Below are 24,962 nucleotides of genomic sequence, written 5' to 3' on the forward strand. Positions count from 1 at the left end.
AGCACACACGCCCCCCGCCGGCGACTAAGGCAGGCTGGTCGGCGGCAGCAAGCCGCCGTTTTTGCCTAAGTCGCGCTTCACTTCCGTCAGCTCATCGCCCTTTTCATTGTGCAGATGCACTTCAAGCTGGTTGAAGGCGATGTTGATATTGTTTTCCCGGCACAGTCTGTCGATGGCGCGGTTCAGCTCATCCACAGTGATGCTGCGGTCGCGCAGTTCACGAACATACAGGCGCAGTTCGTGGTCAAGCGTGCTGGCACCAAACGTCGTGAAATAGACCGCAGGCTCAGGATCATGCATAACCCGCGGGTGCTCCATTGCCGCCTTCAGCAGGATCTCTTTCACTTTATCGAGATCGGATCCATACGCCACGCCGAGCTTGATAACCACGCGGGTGATGGTGTCCGTCAGCGACCAGTTGATCAACCGTTCGGTCACAAACGCTTTGTTCGGGATGATCACTTCTTTACGGTCAAAGTCGGTGATCGTCGTCGCGCGAATGCGGATCTTGCTGACGCTGCCTGAGAACGTCCCGATGGTGACGGTATCGCCGATACGTACCGGGCGTTCGAACAGGATGATCAGGCCGGAGACGAAGTTACCGAAGATCTCCTGCAGGCCAAAGCCCAGGCCAACCGACAACGCCGCCGCCAGCCACTGCAGTTTGTCCCACGATACCCCCAGCGAACCAAACACCGTCATCGCCCCAATCACGATGATGGCATAGTTGAGGATAGTGGTGATGGCATAGGAAGCGCCCTGGCGCATTTTCAGCCGCGACAGGACCAGCACTTCAAGCAGGCCCGGCAAGTTTCGAATCAGCGCCCAGGCGACCATCGCGGCCACCAGCGCAAACAGGATGCTGCCCATGGTGACGTTTTTCATCACCGTGGCGCCCGCTTCGCTGCCGGTGTAGTGCCACAGCACGATGCTGTCGAGATAGGCAAAGACGGTAATTAAATCAGACCAAATGGCGTAAAACACTACGCCGAACAGGGCGAACATCAGCAGCATGGTTAATCGCATGGTCTGCTGGTTGATCTGATCCAGCGCCAGCGGCGGCTCTTCGACTGGCTCCGCACCCTCCGCACCCTCTTTAACCATATTCTGGCGGCGAGCCAGCGCACGGCGGTAGGCAATACGGCGCGCCGCAACGCTCAGGCCACGGATCACCGTCTGGTGGATCAGGTTCCAGATAATCACCAGGTAAACCGTGTCTATCCAGCGGTTAGCGAGACGCAGCGTGGTATAGAAATAACCCGTTGCCGTCAGTACCAGCAGCGCTACCGGCACAATAGAGAGCACCGTGATGGTCAACAGACGCATCGGATGGGACTCTTTATCACGCCAGTTGTCGCGGCACATCGGGATAATCAGGGCGGTGATCAGCAGCAGGTTAAGGAAAATCATAAACTGCCCGAGCACATCGTCCATCAGGTGCAGCGGCGAGAGCTCACCCACGACGGACCAGAACAGTAGCGGCAGCAAAGCAAAGCTGATGCGCACAATCTGGCGGCGATAATGGCGGGTCAGGTGCTCCGGCATGTTAAACCAGATCACCGCCAGGCCACGGCTGGTCAGAATTCGCCAGGCCATGCCAAACACTAGCCAGAACAGCGCCAGCTCTTTGGCAAACGCCCACAGCAGTTCGCTGATGTTGAGCTGCATAAACAGCAACACCAGCCCCACCGAGAGAATGGCCATGGTCAGCGGCAGCACTTTCAGGAAGTTAAGCAAAATCGCTTTGGGCGTATTGAGCTGGGTGTCCGTGCGCAGTTGCCCGACTTCCGACGCCAGCTTAGCCAGCTGCTTGTCTATCCATTGGTAACGCCAGCGCAGCAGACCGGCCAGCAGCATCAGCGGCAGCGCGGTGAACAGGGACATAAACAGCCCGTCCAGCACTTTGTGCCAGCTGATATCCAGCTTCATGCCTTTGATTTGGTCGTGCAGCGCGCCCGGGAAGGATTTAATCCATTCCCAATTCATCGGCTTGTTACTGTTAACCCAAAAGATTTGCTGGGTCAGCATTTTCTGCAGGCTGGTGCTGACGCTCATCAGCTGCTGCTGGTTAATTTGCAGGTTAATCGCCATCATCAGCTGATTGCCCAGCTGCTTGTTAAGCTGGTCCAGAAGCTCGCGGCGCATGTCCACCACCTGCATCAGCGCATCGTGAACTTCGTCGTTAACCTCGTTTTTATGACCTTCAACAATCTTGTCAACGTAGCTGTCGCTTTGGAACAGAGCATCACGCTGCTGGTTGATGTCGAACTGCTCCAGGCGCAGGTCGGCAATGCGGTTGGTGAGGTCTTCCAGGTCGTCGGCAGACGGCAGCGTTTGCTGCTGCTGATACAGAATTCGGGACAGCAAGAGGCTGCCCTTCAGTACCGAGATTTGTTCTTTCAGGTTGCGCTCGGACTGCAACGCGCGATCGAGCCAGTTTTTGACGCGGATATTACGCTGAACCAGCTCGTTCCCACTTTGGGTGGCGTTAATCAGGCGCTGGCTGAGCTGGTGGTTGACGTCCAGCTCCTGGCGCACCAGCGGGTTATTCTGCACCGCGCTGGCATCAGCGTCGTCCGGCGTGACGGCTTCCTGAGCCGTTTTTTCCGTCAGGGTTAAGCGTTTGCTGTTAACCGCTTCCTGCAGCAACTGAAGCGTATGCTCGAGCTGGCCGATATTGGCGTTGGTGTAGTCACGCTGTTTTTGCAGCGCATCCTGCAAGACGGTGTTGCCTTCCAGACTTTTACGCTGCTGTTCAATTTGGGTATTCAGCAGCGCCTGCTGCACCAGCAGCAAGTTTTGTTGGCTTGGGCGCAGAGTGGCTTCACCCGGCGTGGTGCCGTTCAGCCTGTTACGCACCTGCAGCAACTGCTGGGAGGCGCTGTACATGGCATTCTGCACGCGCTCGGGTTGAGTTTGCAGCGAAACCAGCTGGCTGTTCAGCGTGGATAAATCGTTGTTGGCCGACTGCAGTTGATCCAGCACGCTGGTCAGCCGGGTTTCCAGCTGGCGCAGAGAAAGCGAGCCCAGCGTTTTACGTGTAGCTTCGTCATCGGCTGGCGTACTCAGTGAATTCAGCGCGTCGGTCGCCTGCTTTAGCTTATCGGGGGCCTGGGCAACCGTGGTTTTAAGCTGCGCCGTCTCTTGCTTCACGCGGTCGAGCTTGTCCAGCATCTCAAGCGTTTCGGTGAGATCTTTTTGGGTGAGCTTATCGTCAGGGGTCAGCGTTTTTTGCTTGTTCAGCGTGTCCAGCTGCGACTGCACCTCCGCCCTGGCAGGCAGATCGCCATTACTTTGCGCCGCCTGAGCCACGGAAAAAGGCAGCAGGACGGAAACCAATAAAAACAGGAAAAGAATGAATGCGGAACGGGAAGTCCGCGACAGAGCGTTGTGCTGCGTAGTCATGGTTGAGTAATTACGGTGCCGCGCATGTAAGTGCCAGCTAAAAGTAAAAGGCCACGGAAGACGCGCAGAATAGCACGGCTTCAGGGCGCAGAATAGCAATCGCCCTCGGAGGAATCTCAAATGATTTATCGGGTGAACGGCGGCCGAGAATTACGCCGATTTATTCAGCGTTGGGCTGAGCTGGAACATCTCCAGCAGGATGGCGATAAAGTCTGGTGCTTTAGCATGTAAATCAAAGGTTTCTGGTGCAACCAGCCAGTTTTCAATCAGGCCAGTAATGTAGCTACGCATCAGCGTGACGGCGAGGGAAAGGCGCAGACTCGCAGGCAGCTTTCCGGCGTCGATACAGCGCTGCAAAGCGGCTTCAATACGTTCGTTGCCTTCCATATAAAGCGTGCGTCTGGCCTGCTGCAAAACCTCAAGCTCGCCCACAAACTCGCACTTGTGGAAAATGATTTCCGTCATTAAGCGACGGCGCTCTTCTGTCACCGTTGCCTGTAATATATAAATGAGTAATTCTCTTGTCACAGACAGTGGATCGTCTGGATATTTTGCCCGATACTCAATCTCTAAGTCACCAATACTGGATTCGGTTAGCTCCCAGATCTCACTAAACAATTCCGACTTATTTTTGAAATGCCAGTAAATCGCACCACGTGTTACCCCGGCAGCCTGCGCGATATCCGCGAGCGAAGTCGCAGAGACGCCCTGCTGTGAAAACAGGCGAATCGCAACGTCGAGGATGTGCTGGCGGGTTTCAAGCGCCTGAGCTTTGGTTTTTCGTGCCATAAGTGGGTGAATTTACTTTAGTCAGATTTACATACATTTGTGAACGTATGTACCATAGCACGACGATAATATAAACGCAGCAATGGGTTTGTGGACATTTGATCCATTGAACAACTTTGAAATCGGACACTCGAGGTTTACATATGAACAAAAACAGAGGGTTTACGCCTCTGGCGGCCGTTCTGATGCTCTCAGGCAGCTTAGCGCTTACAGGATGTAACGAGAAAGAGACCCAGCAGAGTGCGCCGCACGCCCCGGAAGTGGGTGTAGTGACTCTGAAAAGCGCGCCATTACAGATTACTACTGAGCTTCCAGGACGCACCAACGCCTTCCGCATCGCAGAAGTTCGTCCTCAGGTTAGCGGCATTATTCTGAAGCGTAACTTTACCGAAGGTAGCGACATTCAGGCTGGTGTTTCGCTGTATCAGATCGATCCTGCAACCTATCAGGCTGCGTACGACAGCGCGAAAGGCGACCTGGCGAAAGCCCAGTCCAGCGCGAATCTCGCCCAGCTGACGGTCAAACGTTATCAGAAACTGCTGGGTACCAAGTACATCAGCCAGTCTGACTACGACACGGCTGCAGCCACCGCACAGCAGGCAAACGCTGACGTCGTCGCAGCAAAAGCCGCTGTTGAAACTGCACGTATCAACCTGGCGTACACCAAAGTGACCTCGCCTATCAGCGGCCGCATCGGGAAATCCGCGGTCACCGAAGGTGCTCTGGTCACCAGCGGGCAAACCACGGCCCTCGCCACCGTCCAGCAGCTTGACCCTATCTACGTGGATGTGACCCAGTCCAGCGATGATTTCCTGCGCCTTAAGCAGGAGCTGGCAGACGGCAAGCTGAAACAGGAAAACGGTAAAGCCAAGGTCCAACTGATGATGAACAACGGTGTCGCCTATCCTCAGGAAGGCTCGCTGGAATTCTCTGAAGTGACCGTTGACCAGACCACCGGGTCTATCACCCTGCGCGCAATCTTCCCTAACCCGGACAAAACCCTGCTGCCAGGGATGTTTGTTCGCGCCAAGCTGGAAGAAGGCGTTAACCCGAATGCCATCCTGGTTCCGCAGCAGGGGGTCACTCGTACTCCACGCGGCGATGCCTCCGCGATGGTCGTTGGGAAGGACGACAAAGTTGAAGTTCGCCAGCTGCAAACCAGCCAGGCGATCGGCGACAAATGGCTGGTTACCGATGGGTTACAAACAGGCGATCGCGTGATTGTTACCGGCCTACAGAAAGTAAAACCGGGTGTTCAGGTAAAAGCGCAGGAAGTTGCGGAAGACAATAAAGGCCAACAGCAACCCGCCGCAGGCGCGCAGTCAGAACAACCGAAGTCTTAACTCAAACAGGAGCCGTTAAGACATGTCTAAGTTTTTTATCGATCGCCCCATCTTTGCCTGGGTAATCGCCATCATCATTATGTTGGCGGGTGCGCTTGCGATCATGAAATTGCCTATCGCGCAGTATCCAACGATCGCGCCACCGGCCATTCAGATCTCGGCAAACTACCCGGGTGCAGATGCGAAAACGGTACAGGATTCAGTAACCCAGGTTATCGAACAGAATATGAACGGTATCGATGGCCTGTTATACATGTCCTCTACCAGTGATTCCTCTGGTACCGTTCAAATCACCATTACCTTCGACTCCGGCACTGATGCCGACATCGCCCAGGTTCAGGTGCAGAACAAACTGCAGCTGGCAATGCCGCTGCTGCCACAGGAAGTACAGCAGCAAGGGGTTAGCGTCGAGAAGTCCTCAAGCAGCTTCCTGATGGTGCTCGGTATGATCAGTACCGACGGTTCCATGAACCAGCAGGATATTGCGGACTACGTTGGCGCAACCATTAAAGATCCGGTCAGCCGTACCCACGGTGTAGGTGACGTTCAGCTGTTTGGTGCTCAGTACGCGATGCGTATCTGGATGGATCCGAACAAACTCAACAACTACCAGCTAACGCCGGTGGATGTGATTAACGCTATCAAGGCGCAGAACGCCCAGGTAGCAGCAGGCCAGCTCGGCGGGACACCACCGGTCAAAGGCCAGCAGTTGAACGCCTCCATCATTGCGCAAACCCGCCTGAAATCGGCAGAAGAGTTCAGTAAAATCCTGATGAAAGTGAATCAGGATGGGTCTCGCGTACTGCTGAAAGACGTGGCAAAAGTTGAGCTCGGCGGCGAAAGCTATGACGTTATCGCCCGCTATAACGGCCAGCCTGCTGCCGGTCTGGGTGTCAAACTGGCTACCGGTGCGAACGCCCTGGATACCGCCGAGGCGGTCCGTGCCACCGTTGAAAAACTTCAGCCTTACTTCCCGGCGGGCCTGAAGGTTGTGTACCCGTACGACACCACACCGTTCGTTAAAATCTCTATTAACGAAGTGGTGAAAACGCTGGTCGAAGCTATCGTGCTGGTGTTCCTGGTTATGTATCTGTTCCTGCAGAACTTCCGGGCAACGCTGATTCCAACCATCGCGGTACCGGTGGTACTGCTGGGCACATTCGCTATCCTTGCCGCCTTTGGCTACTCGATAAACACCCTGACGATGTTCGGCATGGTGCTGGCGATAGGCCTGTTGGTGGATGACGCCATCGTTGTGGTTGAGAACGTCGAGCGCGTGATGGTGGAAGATGGTCTGCCACCGAAGGAAGCCACGCGCAAATCCATGGGCCAGATTCAGGGCGCACTGGTGGGTATCGCGATGGTACTGTCGGCGGTATTTATTCCGATGGCGTTCTTCGGCGGCTCTACCGGCGCAATCTACCGTCAGTTCTCGATTACCATTGTTTCGGCGATGGTGCTCTCGGTACTGGTAGCGATGATCCTGACTCCCGCACTCTGTGCAACCATGCTTAAGCCAATCCCGAAAGGTCATCATGATGACAAGAAAGGATTCTTCGGCTGGTTCAACAGAATGTTCGAGAAGAGCACGCACCACTACACCGACAGCGTCGGTAACATTCTGCGCAGCACCGGCCGCTATCTGGTTGTGTATTTGCTGATTGTGGTCGGCATGGCGGTTCTGTTTGTTCGTCTGCCAAGCTCGTTCCTGCCTGACGAGGACCAGGGCGTACTGTTAGCCATGGCGCAATTGCCAGCGGGTGCAACCCAGGAACGTACGCAGAAAGTGCTGGATGAAGTCACGGATTACTTCCTGACAAAAGAGAAAGCGAACGTTAACTCGGTATTTACCGTTAACGGCTTTGGCTTCTCCGGTCGTGGTCAGAACACCGGCCTGGCGTTCGTTTCGCTAAAAGACTGGAGTGAACGTTCAGGGGAAGAAAACAAGGTTCCGGCCATTGCGGGCCGAGCCATGGGTACGTTCTCGCAGATTAAAGATGCGATGGTCTTTGCCTTTAACCTGCCGGCGATTGTCGAGCTGGGTACCGCTACCGGCTTTGACTTCCAGCTGATTGATCAGGCAAACCTTGGCCACGAGCAGCTCACCCAGGCTCGTAACCAGCTGTTCGGTATGATTGCCCAACACCCTGACCTACTGGTTGGCGTGCGCCCGAACGGCCTGGAAGATACGCCGCAGTTTAAAATCGACATCGATCAGGAAAAAGCACAGGCGCTGGGGGTCTCCATCAGCGATATCAACACCACGCTGGGTGCGGCCTGGGGCGGTAGCTACGTCAATGACTTTATTGACCGTGGCCGCGTGAAGAAAGTGTATGTGATGGCCGAAGCGCCATACCGTATGCTGCCAAGCGATATCGGTAACTGGTACGTGCGTGGCTCTTCCGGACAGATGGTACCATTCTCCGCGTTCTCTACCTCGCGCTGGGAATACGGTTCACCGCGTCTGGAACGTTACAACGGCTTGCCATCCATGGAAATTCTTGGCCAGGCCGCACCGGGTAAAAGTACCGGTGAAGCCATGGACATGATGGAGCAACTGGCGGCGAAACTGCCAACCGGCATTGGCTTTGACTGGACGGGCATGTCTTACCAGGAACGTCTGTCCGGTAACCAGGCCCCTGCCCTGTACGCCATCTCGCTGATTGTTGTATTCCTGTGTCTGGCGGCGTTGTATGAAAGCTGGTCAATTCCGTTCTCCGTCATGCTGGTTGTTCCGCTTGGCGTATTCGGTGCCCTGCTGGCCGCAACAATGCGTGGCCTCACCAACGACGTTTACTTCCAGGTTGGCCTGTTAACAACCATTGGCCTGTCGGCGAAGAACGCGATACTTATCGTTGAATTCGCCAAAGATCTAATGGAGAAAGAAGGCAAAGGCCTGATAGAAGCGACGCTGGAAGCCGTGCGTATGCGTCTGCGTCCAATTCTGATGACCTCTCTGGCGTTTATCCTTGGGGTAATGCCGCTGGTTATCAGTACCGGTGCGGGCAGTGGCGCACAGAACGCCGTAGGTACCGGTGTAATGGGCGGGATGGTGACCGCGACCGTGCTGGCTATCTTCTTCGTACCGGTGTTCTTCGTGGTGGTACGCCGCCGCTTCAGCCGTAAGAGTGAAGATATTGAACATGCGCACGCGGTAGAACATCACCAGTAAGCCGTTCAATCACATAACAAAAGGCCGCATAATGCGGCCTTTTTTATGAATATAGAAACCGGTTTCAGTTTGTTTAATTGCGTTTCCTTAATTCCGCCTTAACTTCTCTCTCCCGCATTATCTTCAACATAAACATCGTCTCATTTCGGAGAAAATAACGCTTAAATACTCGTTAATCCATGATTAACGAAACAACAAAAACCGAAGTATTACATTTATTTGGGAATATTCTTACAAATTAACGCCTGTTTTTTAGCCGGATACAGAATAGTCTTATAGATTGATTAACCGGCTGAAAGTTATAAATATTACCCATTATGGGTTAATGAATCTCTGACAATTTAAGTTAAAATTCATACTAAAGTTTTAATTCACATTTAGTAACGTATTCTCCTTTTTTTAACTTAATTGTAATTTTTCGTTAGAGCGGCATGAAATCCAGGCAACATTGATTTATAGTTACAGCACATGTAATAATCGTGGCAACAGTTCTTCACCTCATCAGGTGTGTCCACCCCAACCCGTTGTGTTTATCATTTGTTTTACCGATAAAGGGGGCAGCACTATGGACGAATACTCACCAAAGCGGCATGATATCGCGCAGCTTAAGTTCCTCTGTGAGAGTCTGTATCACGATTGTCTGACCAATCTTGGTGAGAGCAATCATGGATGGGTTAATGATCCTACATCGGCCATTAATCTACAGTTGAATGAATTGATTGAGCACATTGCCGCATCTGCGCTTAATTATAAGATTAAGTATCCAGATGAGAGCAAATTGATTGAACAGATTGATGAATACCTGGACGATACTTTCATGCTATTTAGCAATTACGGCATTAATGCACAAGATTTGCAGCGGTGGCGTAAATCGGGGAATCGCTTGTTCAGATGTTTCATCAGTGAGAGTCGCGCTAACCCAGTAAGCCACTCGTTCTAAAAATATTAAAATACTTAAGGCGAATTTATGACTACCAAGCTCACCAAGACCGATTATTTGATGCGTCTTCGACGTTGTCAGACAATTGATACGCTGGAACGCGTAATAGAAAAAAATAAATATGAATTATCAGATAATGAGCTGGCGGTGTTTTATTCAGCAGCCGATCACCGCCTTGCAGAACTGACGATGAATAAACTGTATGACAAAATCCCACCTTCAGTGTGGAAATTTATTCGCTAATATAAAATTTTATTAAATAATATTTTAAATATCACATTTATCTCCCGTTATTGTCTGGTTTGACTCAGCCGATGTTGCACAGGTTTGGATTAACGCCCGTTATCCAGCCAGCGAAATACCGCAAGCACTTCTCTACGCTAACCTTGCCACGCTGCAGTCTGTGACGTGAGGTTCATCACGCTCAGGGAAAGATGCCCACTCTTTTCTCTCGAAATTCAGGTAGCCTTGCTGGCCACTGAAGAGGGAACCGATGATGAGTGAAGAAAAGCGTAAGATGATTGCCGGAGAGCTATACCGGCCCGGAGACGAAACTCTACAGCGCGAAAGCCACAAAGCACGTCAGCTACTGCATCGCTACAACCAAAGCTCACCGGACGAGCAAGCGTACCGCGATGAGATCCTCGCCGAGCTGCTCGGCCAGAGCGAAGGGGCTTACATTGAACCTACGTTTCGCTGTGACTACGGCTACAACATCTATCTGGGTAAGAACTTCTACGCCAATTTCGAATGTGTCATGCTGGATCCCTGCCCCATTCGCATTGGCGACAACTGTATGCTGGCGCCTGGCGTTCACATTTATACCGCGACCCATCCCCTGGATGCCGAAACACGAAATAGCGGCGTTGAACTGGGCAAGCCGGTGACAATTGGCAATAACGTCTGGATTGGTGGGCGAGCGGTTATTAATCCCGGCGTCACCATTGGCGATAATGTCGTGGTGGGATCGGGTTCGGTAGTGACCAAAGATGTTCCGGCCAACTGCGTCGTGGCGGGTAATCCTGCACGTATCATCAAGATGCTTTGAAGTGGCCAGGGCTATTAACTGTTATGGTTATTTTTGGCTTATCTGTTACTTTTTTGCCTGGCCCGTGCTTCTTAAAATAGTCTGGTCATGCGTACAACCGAAACAGAGAACTTAGAAGGCACACCATGTCAGAAATTCAGCGCCTGCTTACCAATACCATCGAACATCTGAATGAAACTGAAAAGCGCGATAACCGCCCGCGCTTCAGTATCAGTTTTATCCGTAAGCATCCCGGATTATTTATCGGCATGTATATCGGTTGGTTTGCCACAATGTGGGTGATGCTGGAATCAGAAACGCTGGCGGACTCAGTATGGCTGCTTGTCGTGCTGTTCGCGCTGATGAACGCGTTTTTCTTCTTTGACGTTAACCCTCGCTACCGCTACAGCGATATTGACGTCCTCGACCTGCGGGTTTGCTATAACGGCGAGTGGTACAACACCCGCAACGTGCCCACTGCGCTGATCGATGAAATTCTCAACTCCCCTGGCGTGGACGATGAGCAAAAATCTTTGCTGCACAAAATGCTGAGCCGCAAAGGGGAACTATCGTTTTATGACGTTTTCTCACTGACCCGCCAGCAGCCTGCAGGTCAGCGATAACAACTAGCGACGTTTCTTACGTCCCTGAACCGCTTTAAAACGCGGATTAGATTTGCAAATCACATACAGCCGCCCCTTGCGCTTAACAATCTGGCAGTCAGGGTGGCGCTGTTTTGCACTGCGAAGTGAATTCAATACCTGCATTTCTTAAGACTCCTTCCCGCTAAAAAATTTGCCAAAACGCTGCTGGAAGCGCGCCGGGCCGCCTTCATTGACGAAGACTTTCTGTTTGCCGGTGTAATGAGGATGCGAAGCGGAAGAGACTTCGATCGTCACGTAAGGGTAAGTCACCCCGTCCAGCTCAATCTCGCGGTCGGTTTTGATCGTCGAGCCCACTTTAAAATATTCATTTACGCTGGTGTCATGAAACACCACCGTCCGATAAAACGGATGGATGTCGCGCTGCATAAAAATCACTCCGATATGTTATAACGTAACAATAAAATAAAAGATGATCGGGCAAATTGCAAGCGAGGCTTAAGCGGGAGGAGGCGTCAAAAAGAAACGGGCACCGCCTGGGTGCCCGCTGTGATTAGAGTTTAAATCCGGCTACCACACGCTCAAGCTGGGTAGATTGTTCGGCCATGGAGTGCGAGGCGGAAGAGACTTCCTGAACCAGCGCGGCATTCTGCTGCGTGGTGCTATCCAGCTGATTAATGGCCAGATTCACTTGCTCAATACCGGTGCTTTGCTCACGGCTGGAGGACATTATTTCGGCCATCAGCGTCGTGACGTTGCGCACGCCCTGAGTCAGCTCTTCCATCGTGCTGCCGGCCTGATTAACCAGCTCGGTCCCCAGATTCACATTGCTCACAGAGTTTTCGATCAGCGCTTTAATTTCGCGCGCCGACTGTGCGGAGCGCTGGGCAAGACTGCGAACCTCAGAGGCAACAACCGCAAAACCCCGGCCCTGCTCACCGGCACGGGCGGCCTCAACGGCGGCGTTGAGCGCCAGGATATTGGTCTGGAAGGCGATGCTGTCAATCACGCTGATAATATCCACCACTTTGCCAGAAGAAGTCTGGATAGCATTCATCGTGCTGACGACCTGCTTCACCACTTCTCCTCCTTTCACCGCTACGCTGGAAGCTTCGCGCGCCAGCTCGTTAGCGTGGGCAGCGTTATCGGCATTCTGGCGAACGGTGCTGGTCAGCTCCTCCATCGATGCCGCCGTTTGCTCAATCGAACTGGCCTGATCTTCAGTGCGGGCAGAAAGATCCTGGTTGCCCGTCGCAATCTGATGCGAAGCCGAGGAAATTGCCCGGGCGCTATCCCCTACCTGGCGCAGCATGGTTTGCAGGTAACTAATCACGCCGTTAAAGCTGTTGATAATGGCGTTAAATTCCGGGCTGCTGGTCGGCTCAAGGCGCTGCGTCAGGTCGGCACCACCGGCGGAAAGGCGGCTGATGTTGTGATTAAGATCGCCCAGACGACGCATCATATTGCGAACAAACAGCACCAGGATCCCAAGCAAAACTATCGCCATCGGGATCTGCACCATGCCAAGGCGCAGCAGAATAGCGTCCGTTTGCTTGGTCAGCAGCGCGGTTGGCAGGTCAACCGCCAGGATCCACGGGCTGCCTTTTACCGTCTGCAAAATAACGGTGTGCGAAGTGCCGTCGTTATCGTACTCATTTTCACTGCTTTGGCTGGCATTAAAACCGGGCAGCATTTCCTGAACCGCTTTCGCCATTGGCAGGGAGCCGCTCAGATCGGAAAGATTCTTTAGGCCCGCCGTTTTGCCAATCTGATCCGCGTTACCGACGACTTTGCCATCGGCTTCAATGATCAGCACCTGGCCTTTAACCGCTTCGCTCATCTGTTTCGCAAGCTGATTAAAGAAACCCAGCGTCACATCGATGGTCGCCACGCCCCACGGCTGCCCCTCTTTGGTAATCGCCATTGCGCAGTTAGTTCTCGGCTGCGGGCTGGCATCATCCTGGTAAGCGTTCGCCCAGGCGCACTGCCCTGCCGGCGAAGCAAGCCCGGCTTTGTACCACACCTGCTCGTAGTAGTTTGGCGCTGCATCCGAGTTCCAGTAGGTATTTTCTTCAAGTTTATTGCTGCCGGTGCGGGCAAAGAAAGTGCTGAATTTATTACGCCCCGCTTCGCGCTTCTCCGGCAGAGGCCAGATACCGCCGCCAAACACGTTCACATCCTGGTACTGATCAACCAGCGTCGGCAATAACTTATTAATATCATCGCTTTGCATCGCGGCCACGGACTGGGTAATGCTGCGCATTTGCGCCTGCACCCGGTTCATCTGCTCGGTGATATTGACCGCAACGTTATCCACTTCGAAGCGAATCAGCTGGGTTTCATTGCGCTTAAGCTGCGGCGTTACAAAAAAGTGAATCACCAGTGAGGTGACCGCAATTAACAGCATGAAAAACAAACATAAAGAGGTAATAAATCGGGATTGTGTAGTTTTTAGCATGATGAAGACACCTGGTGGTAGAAAGCGAAACGCTTAGCAAGCTCTTCGGCATAAAACCCATAAACTTAACTGCTGCCATAATTTAACTGCTCGTTAATTATTTCAAAGTGTAATTAACGCTCAGTGAAATCCATAAGTTACCCCTATGCATTGAAATATTTTGCAATGATTAGACTTTTCTCGTTTCCGCAAATGCTTAGAACCCTGCCGGGTCATACCTTAGACGATAACAATATTGGGCGAGGCTTTTTGATTGCGGCAAGGTGAGCGCTAACGCTACCCGACCGTATCCAGAAGGACATTGCCATGATGCTGCCCCGCTGTTGTGCCGAACTCAACGTAACCACTTCATCCAAGACCATGATTACCGGAGTAAACTATGAGCACCAATCCAGGCCTGGCGCTGCCGATTCTTGACCTTTCCCAGCTTAACGGCAGCGAAAATGACCGTTCAGCCTTCCTCAGCCAGCTGCGCTACGCCGCAAGAGAAATTGGCTTTTTCTACCTGATCAACCACGGCATCAGCCCTGAATTGCAGCAGGCAGTCCAGGATGAAGCCCGCGGCTTCTTTGCCCTCCCCGACGATGAAAAACAGCAGGTGGCGATGATCCATTCGCCGCATTTCCGTGGCTACAACCGCGCCGCCAGCGAACTTACCCGCGGCCAGCCCGACTGGCGCGAACAGTTTGATCTCGGCGCAGAACGCCAGGCGCTGCCGACGGATGAATATGCCCCGGCATGGCGCCGCCTTCAGGGCCCCAATCTCTGGCCAACCGCAAGACCGGAACTCAAACCGACGCTTTTACAGTGGCAAAGCGAAATGACCGCCGTGGCGTTAAAACTGCTGCGCACTTTTGCCGAAGCCCTGAGCCTGCCAGCCGATGCTTTTGATGACCTGTACGGCAACCTGCCAAACGAACACATCAAGCTGATTCGTTACCCCGGGCAGTCTGCCACGCAGAGCAACCAGGGCGTGGGCGCTCATAAAGATTCAGGTTTCCTGAGCTTCCTGCTTCAGGACGAGAAAAAAGGCCTGCAGGTCGAAGTCTCGCCGGACAACTGGGTTGACGCCCAGCCGCTGCCGGGCAGCTTTGTGGTCAATATTGGCGAACTGCTGGAGCTGGCCACCAACGGCTACCTGCGCGCCACCGTCCACCGCGTGGTTTCTCCCCCTCAGGATGAAGAACGCCTGTCCATCGCCTTCTTCCTGGGCGCACAGCTCAACGCCGTTGTGCCGGTTTATCAGCTCCCGGAAGCGCTGGCTCGTGAAGCTCAGGGGCCAGAAAGCGATCCGCACAACCCGCTGCTGCGCGACGTGGGCTGGAACTACCTGAAAGGCCGCCTGCGCTCACACCCCGACGTAGCGGAGCGTTATTACCCGGATGTCCTTCGTAACAGCAGTGAACTGATCGCTTAATAACACATTAAAATAAAAGGAAAACAACGATGAAAAAGACCGCTTTTAAATTGGCTGGCGTTGCTCTGTCACTGTCTCTGGCTTTCGCGGCGCAGGCCGCAGACGCGCTGCGCGTAGCGGCTGACCCGGTACCACATGCGGAAATCCTCGCCTTTGTTCAGAAACTCGATCCGGCCCTCAAGCTAAAGGTCGTCGAGCTGAGCAACGGCGTAAACGCTAATGAACTGCTGGCCAACGGCGACGTCGATGCCAACTACTTTCAGCATGTGCCTTATTTGCGTGACCAGGAAAAAGCGCTCGGCAAAAAATTTGTCGTCGCCGCGACGGTGCATATCGAACCGCTGGGCATTTACTCGCATAAATACAAAGATCTGAAATCCGTCCCGGAAGGCGCAACCATCGCGGTGCCAAACAACGTCACCAACCTCAGCCGCGCCCTTTACCTGCTCCAGGACAAAGGGTTAATCACCCTCAAGCCGGAATTTAAAGATGCGGCCACAAACCAGGCCACGCCCAAAGACATCGCCAGCAACCCGAAGAAGCTGAAAATTCTGGAAGTCGAATCGCCGCAAATCCCCCGCTCTCTGGATGACGTTGGCCTGGGCGTGATCAACGGCAACTATGCGCTGGAAGCAGGGCTCAGCCCGGCCAAAGACTCCCTTGGCCTGGAAAGCGCGACCCATAATCCCTACGCCAATATCCTGGTTACCAACCCGAATCTGGAAAACGACCCGCGCATCAAACAGCTGGCAAAAGATCTCGAGTCCCCTCAGGTCGCCGAGTTTATTCGCAAGCAGTACAACGGTTCAGTGATCCCGGTAGAGACTAAGTCATGATCGCCCTTGAGCGGCTGAGCAAAGTGTACGCCGGAGAAGGCCGACCGGCGCTGGATGACATTAACCTTGTGGTCCCGGATGGCGCAATTTACGGCATTCTGGGCCGCAGCGGCGCCGGGAAAAGTACGCTTATTCGCTGTCTCAATCTGCTGGAGCGGCCCACTTCGGGCCGCATTATCATGAATGACCGGGACATCACCACCTTCAACCAGCGCGAGCTTCGTCAGCACCGCCAGCGCACGGGCATGGTATTCCAGCATTTCAACCTGATTCACGCCCGCAGCGTGGAAGACAACGTTGCTGTGCCGCTGGAAATCTCGGGCACGCCGCGTGAGGCTCGCCAAAAGCGCGTTGCCGAGTTGCTCAACCTTGTGGGCCTGAGCGACAAAGCCAAAGCCTTTCCATCCCAGCTTTCCGGCGGACAAAAACAGCGCGTCGGCATTGCCCGGGCGCTGGCCGCCCATCCGGAAATCCTGCTCTGCGATGAGGCCACCAGCGCGCTGGATCCTGACACAACCTCATCAATCCTGGCCTTGCTGGCGGACATTAACCGTCAGCTTGGACTGACTATCGTGCTGATCACCCATCAACTGGAAGTCGTCAAAGCCATTTGCGATCACGCGGCGCTGCTGGAACACGGCAGATTAATTGAAAGCGGCCCGCTGTCTGAACGATTAGTGGACCCGTTCTCCAAATTACGCACTTCGCTGCTGCACGACGAAGAAGCCGAACGCGAGTTCCTGCGTCGCCACGGCGTGGAAGGGAGAGTTTTATGCGAAGTAGCATGAGTTGGGAAGATCTGTGGCCGCTGCTGCTGGACGGCACCCTCGATACCCTTTACATGGTGGGCCTGGCCGGATTATTTACCGTGCTGATTGGGCTACCGCTCGGCGTCTTGCTGTTCCTGACCCGCCGGGATGCGGTGCTCCCTGCCCCCCGCCTTAATCAGGTGCTTGGCAGCATCATTAACGTGGGGCGCTCGTTGCCGTTTATTGTCCTGCTCATCGCCCTGATCCCGCTCACCCGGATTATCGTCGGCACCACGCTCGGCAGCACCGCGGCGGTGGTGCCCATCACCATCGGCGCCTTCCCGTTCTTCGCCCGGGTGGTCGAAAGCGCCCTCGATGAGGTCGATAAAGGCCGGATTGAAGCCATTCTGTCGATGGGCGGCAACGCCTGGCATGTGGTAAGCAAAGTGCTGTTGCCCGAGGCTTTACCTGCCATCCTGGCGGGCATCACGCTAACGATAGTCATGCTGATCGGCTTTTCGTCAATGGCCGGCGTTATCGGCGGTGGCGGCCTGGGGGATCTGGCTATTCGCTACGGCTACCAGCGCTTTAATAACCAGGTCATGGTCGGGACGGTGATCATTCTGATTGTGATGGTGCATCTGGTGCAAAGCCTCGGCGATCATTTGGTTCGCCGCCTCGCCCACCGCCGCTGATCCGCCCCGATGAACGCCCGGTGCCCTGCATCGGGCTTCTCTCTAATTTCCCCGTTTTGCTGATGATCCAATCTGGATCACAAAACCACATTGTTAACGTTAACTATTGCGATTAACATCACATTTATGAAGCCTACGCTCTTCTCCTGCTTAAAAGTTAACGTTAACAATACAGCCATTCAAGCACTCAGAGACTGCACACATGGCACTGACCAAACGCAATAAACACCACTATCTGATCCTGAGCGGGCTGCTTTTTACCTTTTTCTGGACCTGGTCATCGGCGTTTTCACTGATCGCCCTTTGGCTAAACCAGAAGATCGGCCTGAAAGGAGCGGAAACCGGGCTGATCTTCTCCATCATCGCCTTTACCGCGCTGTGTGCTCAGCCGCTGTACGGCTTTATTCAGGACAAACTGGGGCTTCGTAAATCGCTGCTGTGGGTGATAGGCGTCCTGCTTCTGATAAGCGGCCCCTGGTTTATCTTCGTCTGCACGCCCCTGCTCGAGATCAATATCGTCGCAGGGGCTATCAGCGTCGGGCTTTATGTCGGTGCGACCTTCTTCGCCGGTATTGGTGCGCTGGAATCCTACACTGAACGCGTCAGCCGCATCGTCGGCTTTGAATACGGCAAGTCACGCATGTGGGGGTCTTTAGGTTGGGCTGGCGCCACATTTTTTGCCGGGCTGCTCTTTAATCTCGACCCACAGCTGAATTTTTGGATGGGTAGCGTCTCAGCCTGCCTGTTTCTGCTGTTGCTATGGCGCATGCGCGATATGCAACCCAACGCCCTCAGCGAACTGGAATACGGCAAAGCCAGCGCCCTTACCCTTGCCGATGCCTTCGGGCTGCTGAAGCTATCTCGCTTCTGGGCTCTGGTCCTTTTTGTGTGCGGCGTCAGCGTCTACAACGTTTACGATCAGCAGTTCCCGGTGTACTTCGCCTCGCTGTTTAACGACGTACAGCGCGGCAACGAAATGTTTGGTTTTCTCAACTCCTTCCAGGTCTTTCTGGAAGCGGGCGGAATGTTTCTCGCCCCGATGCTGGTCAACCGCATCGGGGCCAAACGCGGGTTGCTGCTCAGCGGCCTGATCATGGCCGTGCGTATTTTTGGCTCCGGTATGGCAAGCGATCCGCTGACCATCTCCTGCATGAAGCTATTGCACGCCGTTGAGCTTCCTATCCTGCTTATTTCAATGTTTAAGTACATCACCACACAGTTCGATCAGCGACTCTCCGCCACGCTGTATCTGGTGGGCTTCCAGTTTATAACGTCGATCTGCGCCACCGTACTTTCTCCACTGGTAGGGCGTGGCTACGACCAGTTAGGCTTCGCAGACACCTACATGATTCTGGCCGGACTGGTTCTGGCGCTCACCCTGATTTCCGCTTTACTGCTCAAAGACTCGGCCCCCAGGAACGAACATCCTTCTTTTAAATCTGACCACCAGGTAATGCTATGAATACCCCACTGAACAAGGCGCAATCCGCCTTAGAAACCCTGCAAACAGCGCGCGGCAACGCTTTTTATCCGCTCTATCATCTGGCACCACCCGCGGGCTGGATGAACGACCCTAACGGCCTGATTTATCACAACGGGCTTTACCACGCCTTCTATCAGCACCATCCGTTCGATGAAAACTGGGGGCCAATGCATTGGGGGCATGCCACCAGCCGGGATATGGTTCGCTGGAAACATCAGCCCATTGCGCTGGCACCAGGAGATGAATGGGATCGCGATGGCTGTTTCTCCGGCTGTGCGGTGGCCGATAACGGCGTGCTCTCGCTGATTTACACCGGACATCTCTGGCTGGCTGGTGCCGGAAACGATAGCGCGATACGCCAGGTGCAATGCCTCGCCACCAGCGAAGACGGTGTTCACTTTCAGAAACAAGGCGTCATTCTCACCCCACCGCCCGGCATCATGCATTTCCGCGATCCGAAGGTATGGCAACAGGATGGCACCTGGTGGATGGTCATTGGCGCCCGAGACGAGCACGATCGAGGCAAGGTATTGCTTTATCGAGGCGATTCACTTCATGACTGGCAGTTGGATCGCATTCTCGCGGAAGCCAACGCGGATATGGGCTATATGTGGGAATGCCCGGACTTCTTCCCGCTCGGAAACAGCAAGATCCTGATGTTTTCCCCGCAGGGCATCAAGGCCAAAGGCTGGGCATATCAGAATCTGTTCCAGAGCGGCTATTTGCGAGGGCGATGGCAACCGGGGGAAGATTTCCTACCTTATCAGCCGTTTGAAGAGATGGATCACGGCCACGATTTTTACGCCCCGCAGTCCTTTGTCGCCGAAGATGGCCGCCGTATCGTGCTGGGATGGATGGACATGTGGGAATCTCCCATGCCTTCTAAACGCGAAGGCTGGGCGGGTTGCCTTACCGTGCCACGCGAACTGTGCATGATGCCAAACGGCAAACTTTACCAAAATCCGGTGCACGAACTGGCAACGCTTCGCGCCAGGGAGCAATTGGTGTTGCCCTGCGTGCTGGACACGCAAAAGCAGATGCTGCACCCGAATGCAGAAGCCGTGGAATTAGAGATAGCCTGGGAGGCCGGACAAAGCACGGCTGAACGCTATGGCATTCGCCTGGGACAGGGCTGTGAGCTGTTTGTCGATGCGCTAACCCGGCGTCTGGTGCTGTCACGCTGCTATCAGGACGCGCAGCTGGACGGCGATCGCAGCGTGCCGTTATCGGAAAACGGCGACCTGCATCTGCGGATTTTTATCGATCGATCTTCCATCGAAGTCTTTGTTAACCAGGGCGAATACTGTCTCAGCAGCCGCCTCTACCCTCAGCCAGGGGAACGTCAACTGGAACTTTTTGCCAGCCACGGGAAAGCCTTATGCCGGGGCGGCACGCTGTGGCAATTGAGCGCGTTATAGCGAAACGCGCTTGACCAGCGGGCAAGGCAGCCGCTGGATGCCCCTGCTCTCCAACCCGTCAATTAAATGCAGTGCCGCCTGGCGACCAATGGCGTCATGCGGCAGCTGAACCGTCGTCAGCGGCGGAAGGAACAAATCACCGATCCCTACCTGGTTATCGAATCCAAGAACAGCCACCTGCTCAGGAATTGCCACGCCCTGCGCCAACAGAGTCTGCCAGGCCACAAAAGCGATGCGGTCATTACCGCACACCAGCACATCGAAATCCGCTTTTCCTTGCTGGCAATGTGCCAGAACAAGCCCTGCCAATACAGGATAATGGCTATCGCCCCACTGCATGTGATACTGCAACACAGCATCAACGTCGAGCCCGGCTTCACGCCAGGCCTGCTCGAACCCATCCCGGCGAGAACCGCTGGCAAGCGCTTCTTCGGGCAGCCACAGACAAAGCGGACGGCGGTATCCCCGCTCAATCAGATAGCGAGTGGCATGGTACTGCCCGTTAAAATCATCCGGAATGTAACTCGGTAAATCAGCATCGTCACTAATACAGTTAGCCAGCACCACCCGGTGGGTATTTAATACCGCAGGGAGCTCAACGTGCCGCAGCCCCATCGTGGTAAAAATGATGCCGTCCGGACGCTGGGCCAGGAGCTGATTGACCGCCCGCTCGGCGTCGCCAGCAGAAAGGATATTAATCAGAAAACTGTTCCAGCCTCGCTCACGCGCAGTCTGCTCAATGGCCAACAGTATTTCTACAGAATAGGGCGTGGTGGCGGTGTCCAGCGCCAGAATACCGATTGTCGACGCTTTGACGCCTTTGCTGCGGATCTTCCGGGCGGAATAGTCCGGTACATAGTTCAGCTCATCAATGGCCCGCTGTACCCGCTCCCGGGTCGCCGGGCTAACGTGTTCAGCCTGATTAATAACCCTGGAAACGGTCATCAGCGACACGCCCGCCAGGGTTGCTACATCTTTCAGAGAAGCCATATCTAATCATTCAGCACGAGAGAAAAACCGATAGTAGCGGTTTTTACACGGTTTTTCTCGACGAGAATGCGTTTGTCTATTTCTCACGCACCAGCACGGTGGTCAGCACGAAAGAAAGTCCCAGCGCCAGGGCCACGCCCAGCAGGGCAAAGATAAAGTACGGCCCGATATAAGCAGGCAGGCTAAAGATGCTCGACAGGATATAGCCGTACAGCCGCACGCCGAAGAAAGCGATGAAGGCCGAAGCGACCGAACTGGCAATCGTGGCGGCAATAAACGCTTTCTTGTAGCGGGTTAACACCCCAAACAGCGCCGGTTCGGTAATGCCCAGCAGCGCAGAGATCCCCGCGGACAGCACCACCGAGCGATCCGATTTTGACTTGCTCTGCCGCCAGATGGCAAACGTCGCCCCGGCGATAGCCATGTTAGCCATAAACATCATCGGCATAAGCATGTCATAGCCGCGATCGGTAAAGTTCTGCAGCGCAATTGGAGTCATGGCATGGTGCATCCCGGTCAAAATCGCTATCGGGCGAATAGCCCCCACCACCAGCCCGGCGAAGCTGGCGGAAACCCCGAACAACCCTTCGATAAACCAGGCCAGCCCTTTCCCCAGATAAATCCCCAGCGGACCAATCACCACCAGCGCCACAAGGGCGGAGATGAACAACGTCAGCGTCGGGGTAAACACAGTTTTAAGCACCTCAGGCATGATGCTATCCACCCAACGATGGATATAGCTCAGCGCCAGCACCGAGAAAATAACCGGGATCACGCTGGAGGCATAATTGAAGACCGAAACCGGGATCACATTGAGAAAATAGAAAGCGTCCACCGCGCCGGCCTGATGCGCCGCCAACGCTTTCGCCGCTTCAATCAGCGACGGATACATCAAACAGGCCGCCACCGCCGCCGCGAGGTATTCGTTAGTTTTAAAAATTCGGGCCGCGGAAATTGCCAGGAAAAACGGCAGAAAATAAAACACCCCGCTGGCGATGAGATCGATAACAATCACCGTATCGCTTTTGGCCGAAATCAGCTTGAGTGCCACCAGCCCGGCCAACAGGCCTTTGATCATCCCGGCCCCGGCAATCGCCGGTACAATCGGGCCAAAAACGCCGGAAACTGTGTCCATAAACAGCGAAACCAGGCTCTTGCGCTCTTTTTTGCCGGCAGAAGCGGCAGGGGCATCTTTTGTGCCGCCGAGCAGCGCTGTCAGTTGCTCGTACCAGCTGTTCACCTGCGGGCCGATGATTATCTGAAACTGATCGCTTTGCGTCTGCGCCCCCAGCACGCCGGGCAGCTTTTTGATCTCAGGCTGGTTCACTTTATTATCATCAATTAAATCGAAACGCAGACGCGTCATGCAGTGCCAGACTTTATTAATATTATCCGTCCCGCCGACCAGACGGATAATAGAAGCAATGACGTCACGACTCCCCATGAATAACTCCCCGGTGTTGGTTTATTGTTATGTGTTGTTGCCGCCGATGGTAGAGAATCAAAAAATTAAAAACAAACCAATGAAACATGACAAGCATCACAGTTAGCCAATTCAAAAGAACAAGAACAACAATTGGTACGGTTTTATTGCATTTAAAAGTGAAATAACTGACCAATAAAAAAGAGTAAAAAAAAGCGTTTACCGCCGGGGAAAAATAGGGTGATAGTAATAGCAGAACTTAATTCACTGCGTTTATATCAGCCTGATGGTGGAGCTTTCTCGTGCTACCCACAATTATCGAAAATATTGAATGTTTTATTACTAAACCAGACCGACACAACCTGGTAACGGTGCGGGTCACGACCAACAAAGGCGTGACCGGTCTCGGGTGTGCCACCTTCCAGCAGCGGCCGCTGGCGGTTAAAACCCTGGTCGATGAATACCTCAAGCCACTGCTGACCGGCCGCGACGCCAACCACATCGAAGACCTGTGGCAGATGATGACCGTCAACGCCTACTGGCGAAACGGCCCAATCATGAACAACGCCATCGCCGGCGTGGATATGGCGCTGTGGGACATTAAAGGCCAGTTGGCCAATATGCCGCTTTACCAGCTTTTCGGCGGTAAGTCGAAGGATGCTATTGCGGTCTACAGCCACGCCGCCAGCGAAACGCTTGCCGGGCTCTACCAGGAAGTGAACAAACTGCTGGCGCAGGGGTACCGCTACATCCGCTGTCAGTTAGGGTTCTATGGCGGCACGTCTCAGGGCATGCACCAGACCAAAGCCCCCACGCCCGGCGCCTACTATGACCAGGACGAGTACATGGCAAACACGGTGGAAATGTTCCGCGCCTTGCGTGAGAAATACGGCCACCGCTTCCATATCCTGCACGACGTTCACGAGCGCCTGTTCCCGCAGCAAGCAATTCAGCTGGCGAAAGCGCTGGAACCTTACCAGCCGTGGTTTATCGAGGATATTCTGCCGCCGCAGCAAAGCGCGTGGCTGGAACAGGTGCGCCAGCACTCTTCGGTACCGCTGGCGATGGGCGAACTGTTCAACAACCCCGCGGAATGGCATGACCTGATAGTGAATCGCCGCATCGATTTTATTCGCTGCCACGTTTCGCAAATCGGCGGGATTACCCCGGCGCTAAAACTAGCGGTGCTCTGCCAGGCCTTTGGCGTGCGCCTCGCCTGGCACGGGCCGCCGGACATGACGCCGATTGCCGTAGCGGTGAATACCCACCTGAATATTCACCTGCATAACGCGGCGATTCAGGAGTTTATTCCCGTCAAAGAGAACACCGCCGCCGTGTTCCCCGGCGCACCGACTGCGGAAAAAGGCTATATGTATCCACTGGAAAAAGCAGGCATTGGCGTGGCGTTTGACCAGCGGCAGGCGGAACGCTTCCCGGTGGAATATCGCCCGCATGAATGGACGCAGAGCCGACTGCCCAACGGCGCGATACACACGCCTTAAGACGTTTTACGGCGAGCGAGATTGGCATGGTTAAAGGGGATGACGTAGGTGCAGGAATAGTTGATATCGACAATGTCGCTGATTTCAAACACCCGTCCCCCTTCGAGGATGCCGCGGTTGCTGATCTGCATCGCGGGCACTCCTTTCTTGCATTCAAGCATTTGAGCCTGCTCTTTATTGACCGTGACGGCCTGATAACGGGTCAACAAATGTGAAATGCGATACCCCTTGCTCAGGACGTACTGCTGCAAAGAGCTTTCAATCACCTTCTGGTTGAGATCGGGAAAATCTTTAGCCGGCATGCGCGACGTTTCAATCTGCACTTTTTGGTTATCCACCAGCCTCAGGCGGCAAAACTGCCAGATGAATTCATTCGCAGCGAGGCCAAAAACCTGCTGCTCCTCGCGGTCGGGGAGCTTTTTATGCAGGCTGACCAGCCGAAACGTAATGCGGTCGAAAGACTTTTCAGTGATCGAGTTATACACCAGCGGGCTGCTGCGGGCCTGCTCGTTAATCCATATCCCGGAACCTTGAATGATGGAGACCACGCCAATGCTGACCAACTTTTCCAGCGCCTGGCGAATGGTGAACCGCGAAACCCCATATTCTTCAGCCAGCTGACGCTCCGGGGGCAGTTTGCGCGGGCCCGGCTCGCTGTGCTGATAAATTTTGCTCAGGAGATCCTGAGTCACAAAGTCTTTCTTTTTCATCGC

At 54.1% G+C, this 24,962-nt stretch carries 20 protein-coding genes and 1 pseudogene; 13 read left to right on the top strand and 8 right to left on the bottom strand.

Going from position 1 to position 24,962, the window contains the following annotated elements; all coding sequences use genetic code 11:
* Positions 1-24: 24 nt before the first annotated feature.
* Positions 25-3,405 (bottom strand): hypothetical protein, encoded by a 3,381-nt coding sequence (locus tag VW41_16745; protein AJZ90554.1) that lies wholly within the window; start codon positions 3,403-3,405, stop codon positions 25-27.
* Between the two features lie 150 nt (positions 3,406-3,555).
* A complete protein-coding gene (locus VW41_16750) occupies positions 3,556-4,194 on the bottom strand; it encodes a transcriptional regulator (GenBank protein AJZ90555.1) in 639 nt (212 codons plus the stop codon).
* 143 nt (positions 4,195-4,337) lie between these two features.
* Here VW41_16750 and VW41_16755 point away from each other — a divergent pair, with 143 nt between their 5' ends.
* From VW41_16755 to VW41_16780, 6 genes are all read left to right on the top strand, one after another.
* Positions 4,338-5,537 (top strand): multidrug transporter, encoded by a 1,200-nt coding sequence (locus tag VW41_16755; GenBank protein ID AJZ90556.1) that lies wholly within the window; start codon positions 4,338-4,340, stop codon positions 5,535-5,537.
* Between the two features lie 22 nt (positions 5,538-5,559).
* Positions 5,560-8,709: a multidrug transporter gene (locus VW41_16760; GenBank protein AJZ90557.1), complete on the top strand. Its 3,150-nt coding sequence runs from the start codon at positions 5,560-5,562 to the stop codon at positions 8,707-8,709.
* A 565-nt stretch (positions 8,710-9,274) separates the two neighbouring features.
* Positions 9,275-9,649 carry an Hha toxicity attenuator gene (locus VW41_16765; protein ID AJZ90558.1) on the top strand — a complete coding sequence of 125 codons (375 nt, stop codon included), beginning with the start codon at positions 9,275-9,277 and terminating at the stop codon, positions 9,647-9,649.
* A 27-nt stretch (positions 9,650-9,676) separates the two neighbouring features.
* The gene (locus VW41_16770) at positions 9,677-9,892 is read left to right on the top strand and encodes a gene expression modulator (protein AJZ90559.1); all 216 of its coding nucleotides are present in this window, start codon (positions 9,677-9,679) and stop codon (positions 9,890-9,892) included.
* A gap of 253 nt (positions 9,893-10,145) precedes the next feature.
* The gene (locus VW41_16775; protein ID AJZ90560.1) at positions 10,146-10,697 is read left to right on the top strand and encodes a maltose acetyltransferase; all 552 of its coding nucleotides are present in this window, start codon (positions 10,146-10,148) and stop codon (positions 10,695-10,697) included.
* 125 nt (positions 10,698-10,822) lie between these two features.
* Positions 10,823-11,299 (top strand): membrane protein, encoded by a 477-nt coding sequence (locus tag VW41_16780; GenBank protein ID AJZ90561.1) that lies wholly within the window; start codon positions 10,823-10,825, stop codon positions 11,297-11,299.
* Positions 11,300-11,302: 3 nt separating this feature from the next.
* Here VW41_16780 and rpmJ read toward each other — a convergent pair whose 3' ends face one another.
* The 3 genes from rpmJ to VW41_16795 form a co-directional block, all read right to left on the bottom strand.
* Positions 11,303-11,443 (bottom strand): 50S ribosomal protein L36, encoded by a 141-nt coding sequence (gene rpmJ / locus VW41_16785; protein AJZ90562.1) that lies wholly within the window; start codon positions 11,441-11,443, stop codon positions 11,303-11,305.
* A 3-nt stretch (positions 11,444-11,446) separates the two neighbouring features.
* Positions 11,447-11,707 (bottom strand): 50S ribosomal protein L31, encoded by a 261-nt coding sequence (locus VW41_16790; GenBank protein AJZ90563.1) that lies wholly within the window; start codon positions 11,705-11,707, stop codon positions 11,447-11,449.
* A gap of 124 nt (positions 11,708-11,831) precedes the next feature.
* Positions 11,832-13,736: a chemotaxis protein gene (locus VW41_16795; protein AJZ90564.1), complete on the bottom strand. Its 1,905-nt coding sequence runs from the start codon at positions 13,734-13,736 to the stop codon at positions 11,832-11,834.
* Positions 13,737-14,115: 379 nt separating this feature from the next.
* On the opposite strand from VW41_16795, the gene VW41_16800 reads away from it, so the two are divergent.
* The 6 genes and pseudogenes from VW41_16800 (at position 14,116) to VW41_16825 (ending at position 20,334) form a co-directional block, all read left to right on the top strand.
* Positions 14,116-15,153, top strand: coding sequence for a 2-oxobutyrate oxidase (locus VW41_16800; protein ID AJZ90565.1), 1,038 nt, complete (start codon positions 14,116-14,118; stop codon positions 15,151-15,153).
* Between the two features lie 29 nt (positions 15,154-15,182).
* On the top strand, positions 15,183-15,989 hold the full coding sequence (locus VW41_16805) for a metal ABC transporter substrate-binding protein (protein ID AJZ90566.1): 807 nt from the start codon (positions 15,183-15,185) through the stop codon (positions 15,987-15,989).
* Positions 15,986-16,717: pseudogene (locus VW41_16810) on the top strand (methionine ABC transporter ATP-binding protein). The gene VW41_16805 and the pseudogene VW41_16810 overlap by 4 nt, the downstream one beginning before the upstream one ends.
* A 44-nt stretch (positions 16,718-16,761) precedes the next feature.
* Positions 16,762-17,433, top strand: coding sequence for a metal ABC transporter permease (locus VW41_16815; protein ID AJZ90567.1), 672 nt, complete (start codon positions 16,762-16,764; stop codon positions 17,431-17,433).
* A gap of 202 nt (positions 17,434-17,635) precedes the next feature.
* Entirely contained in the window at positions 17,636-18,895 is a 1,260-nt protein-coding gene (locus VW41_16820; protein AJZ90568.1) for a galactoside permease, read from the top strand.
* Complete coding sequence (locus tag VW41_16825; protein ID AJZ90569.1) at positions 18,892-20,334, top strand: glycosyl hydrolase family 32; 1,443 nt, start codon at positions 18,892-18,894, stop codon at positions 20,332-20,334. Before VW41_16820 ends, VW41_16825 begins: the two co-directional genes overlap by 4 nt.
* On the opposite strand, the gene VW41_16830 is transcribed toward VW41_16825, so the two are convergent.
* Positions 20,329-21,324, bottom strand: coding sequence for a sucrose operon repressor (locus VW41_16830; GenBank protein ID AJZ90570.1), 996 nt, complete (start codon positions 21,322-21,324; stop codon positions 20,329-20,331). The two genes, VW41_16825 and VW41_16830, sit on opposite strands and share 6 nt — an antisense overlap.
* A 76-nt stretch (positions 21,325-21,400) precedes the next feature.
* On the bottom strand, positions 21,401-22,768 hold the full coding sequence (locus VW41_16835; protein AJZ90571.1) for a PTS sugar transporter: 1,368 nt from the start codon (positions 22,766-22,768) through the stop codon (positions 21,401-21,403).
* 281 nt (positions 22,769-23,049) lie between these two features.
* On the opposite strand from VW41_16835, the gene VW41_16840 reads away from it, so the two are divergent.
* Entirely contained in the window at positions 23,050-24,249 is a 1,200-nt protein-coding gene (locus tag VW41_16840; GenBank protein ID AJZ90572.1) for a 2-dehydro-3-deoxy-6-phosphogalactonate aldolase, read from the top strand.
* Here VW41_16840 and VW41_16845 read toward each other — a convergent pair.
* Entirely contained in the window at positions 24,246-24,959 is a 714-nt protein-coding gene (locus tag VW41_16845) for a GntR family transcriptional regulator (GenBank protein AJZ90573.1), read from the bottom strand. The genes VW41_16840 and VW41_16845 overlap by 4 nt on opposite strands.
* Positions 24,960-24,962 lie beyond the last annotated feature (3 nt).

Source organism: Klebsiella michiganensis, from assembly GCA_000963575.1.
GTDB classification, from domain to species: Bacteria; Pseudomonadota; Gammaproteobacteria; order Enterobacterales; family Enterobacteriaceae; genus Cedecea; species Cedecea michiganensis_A.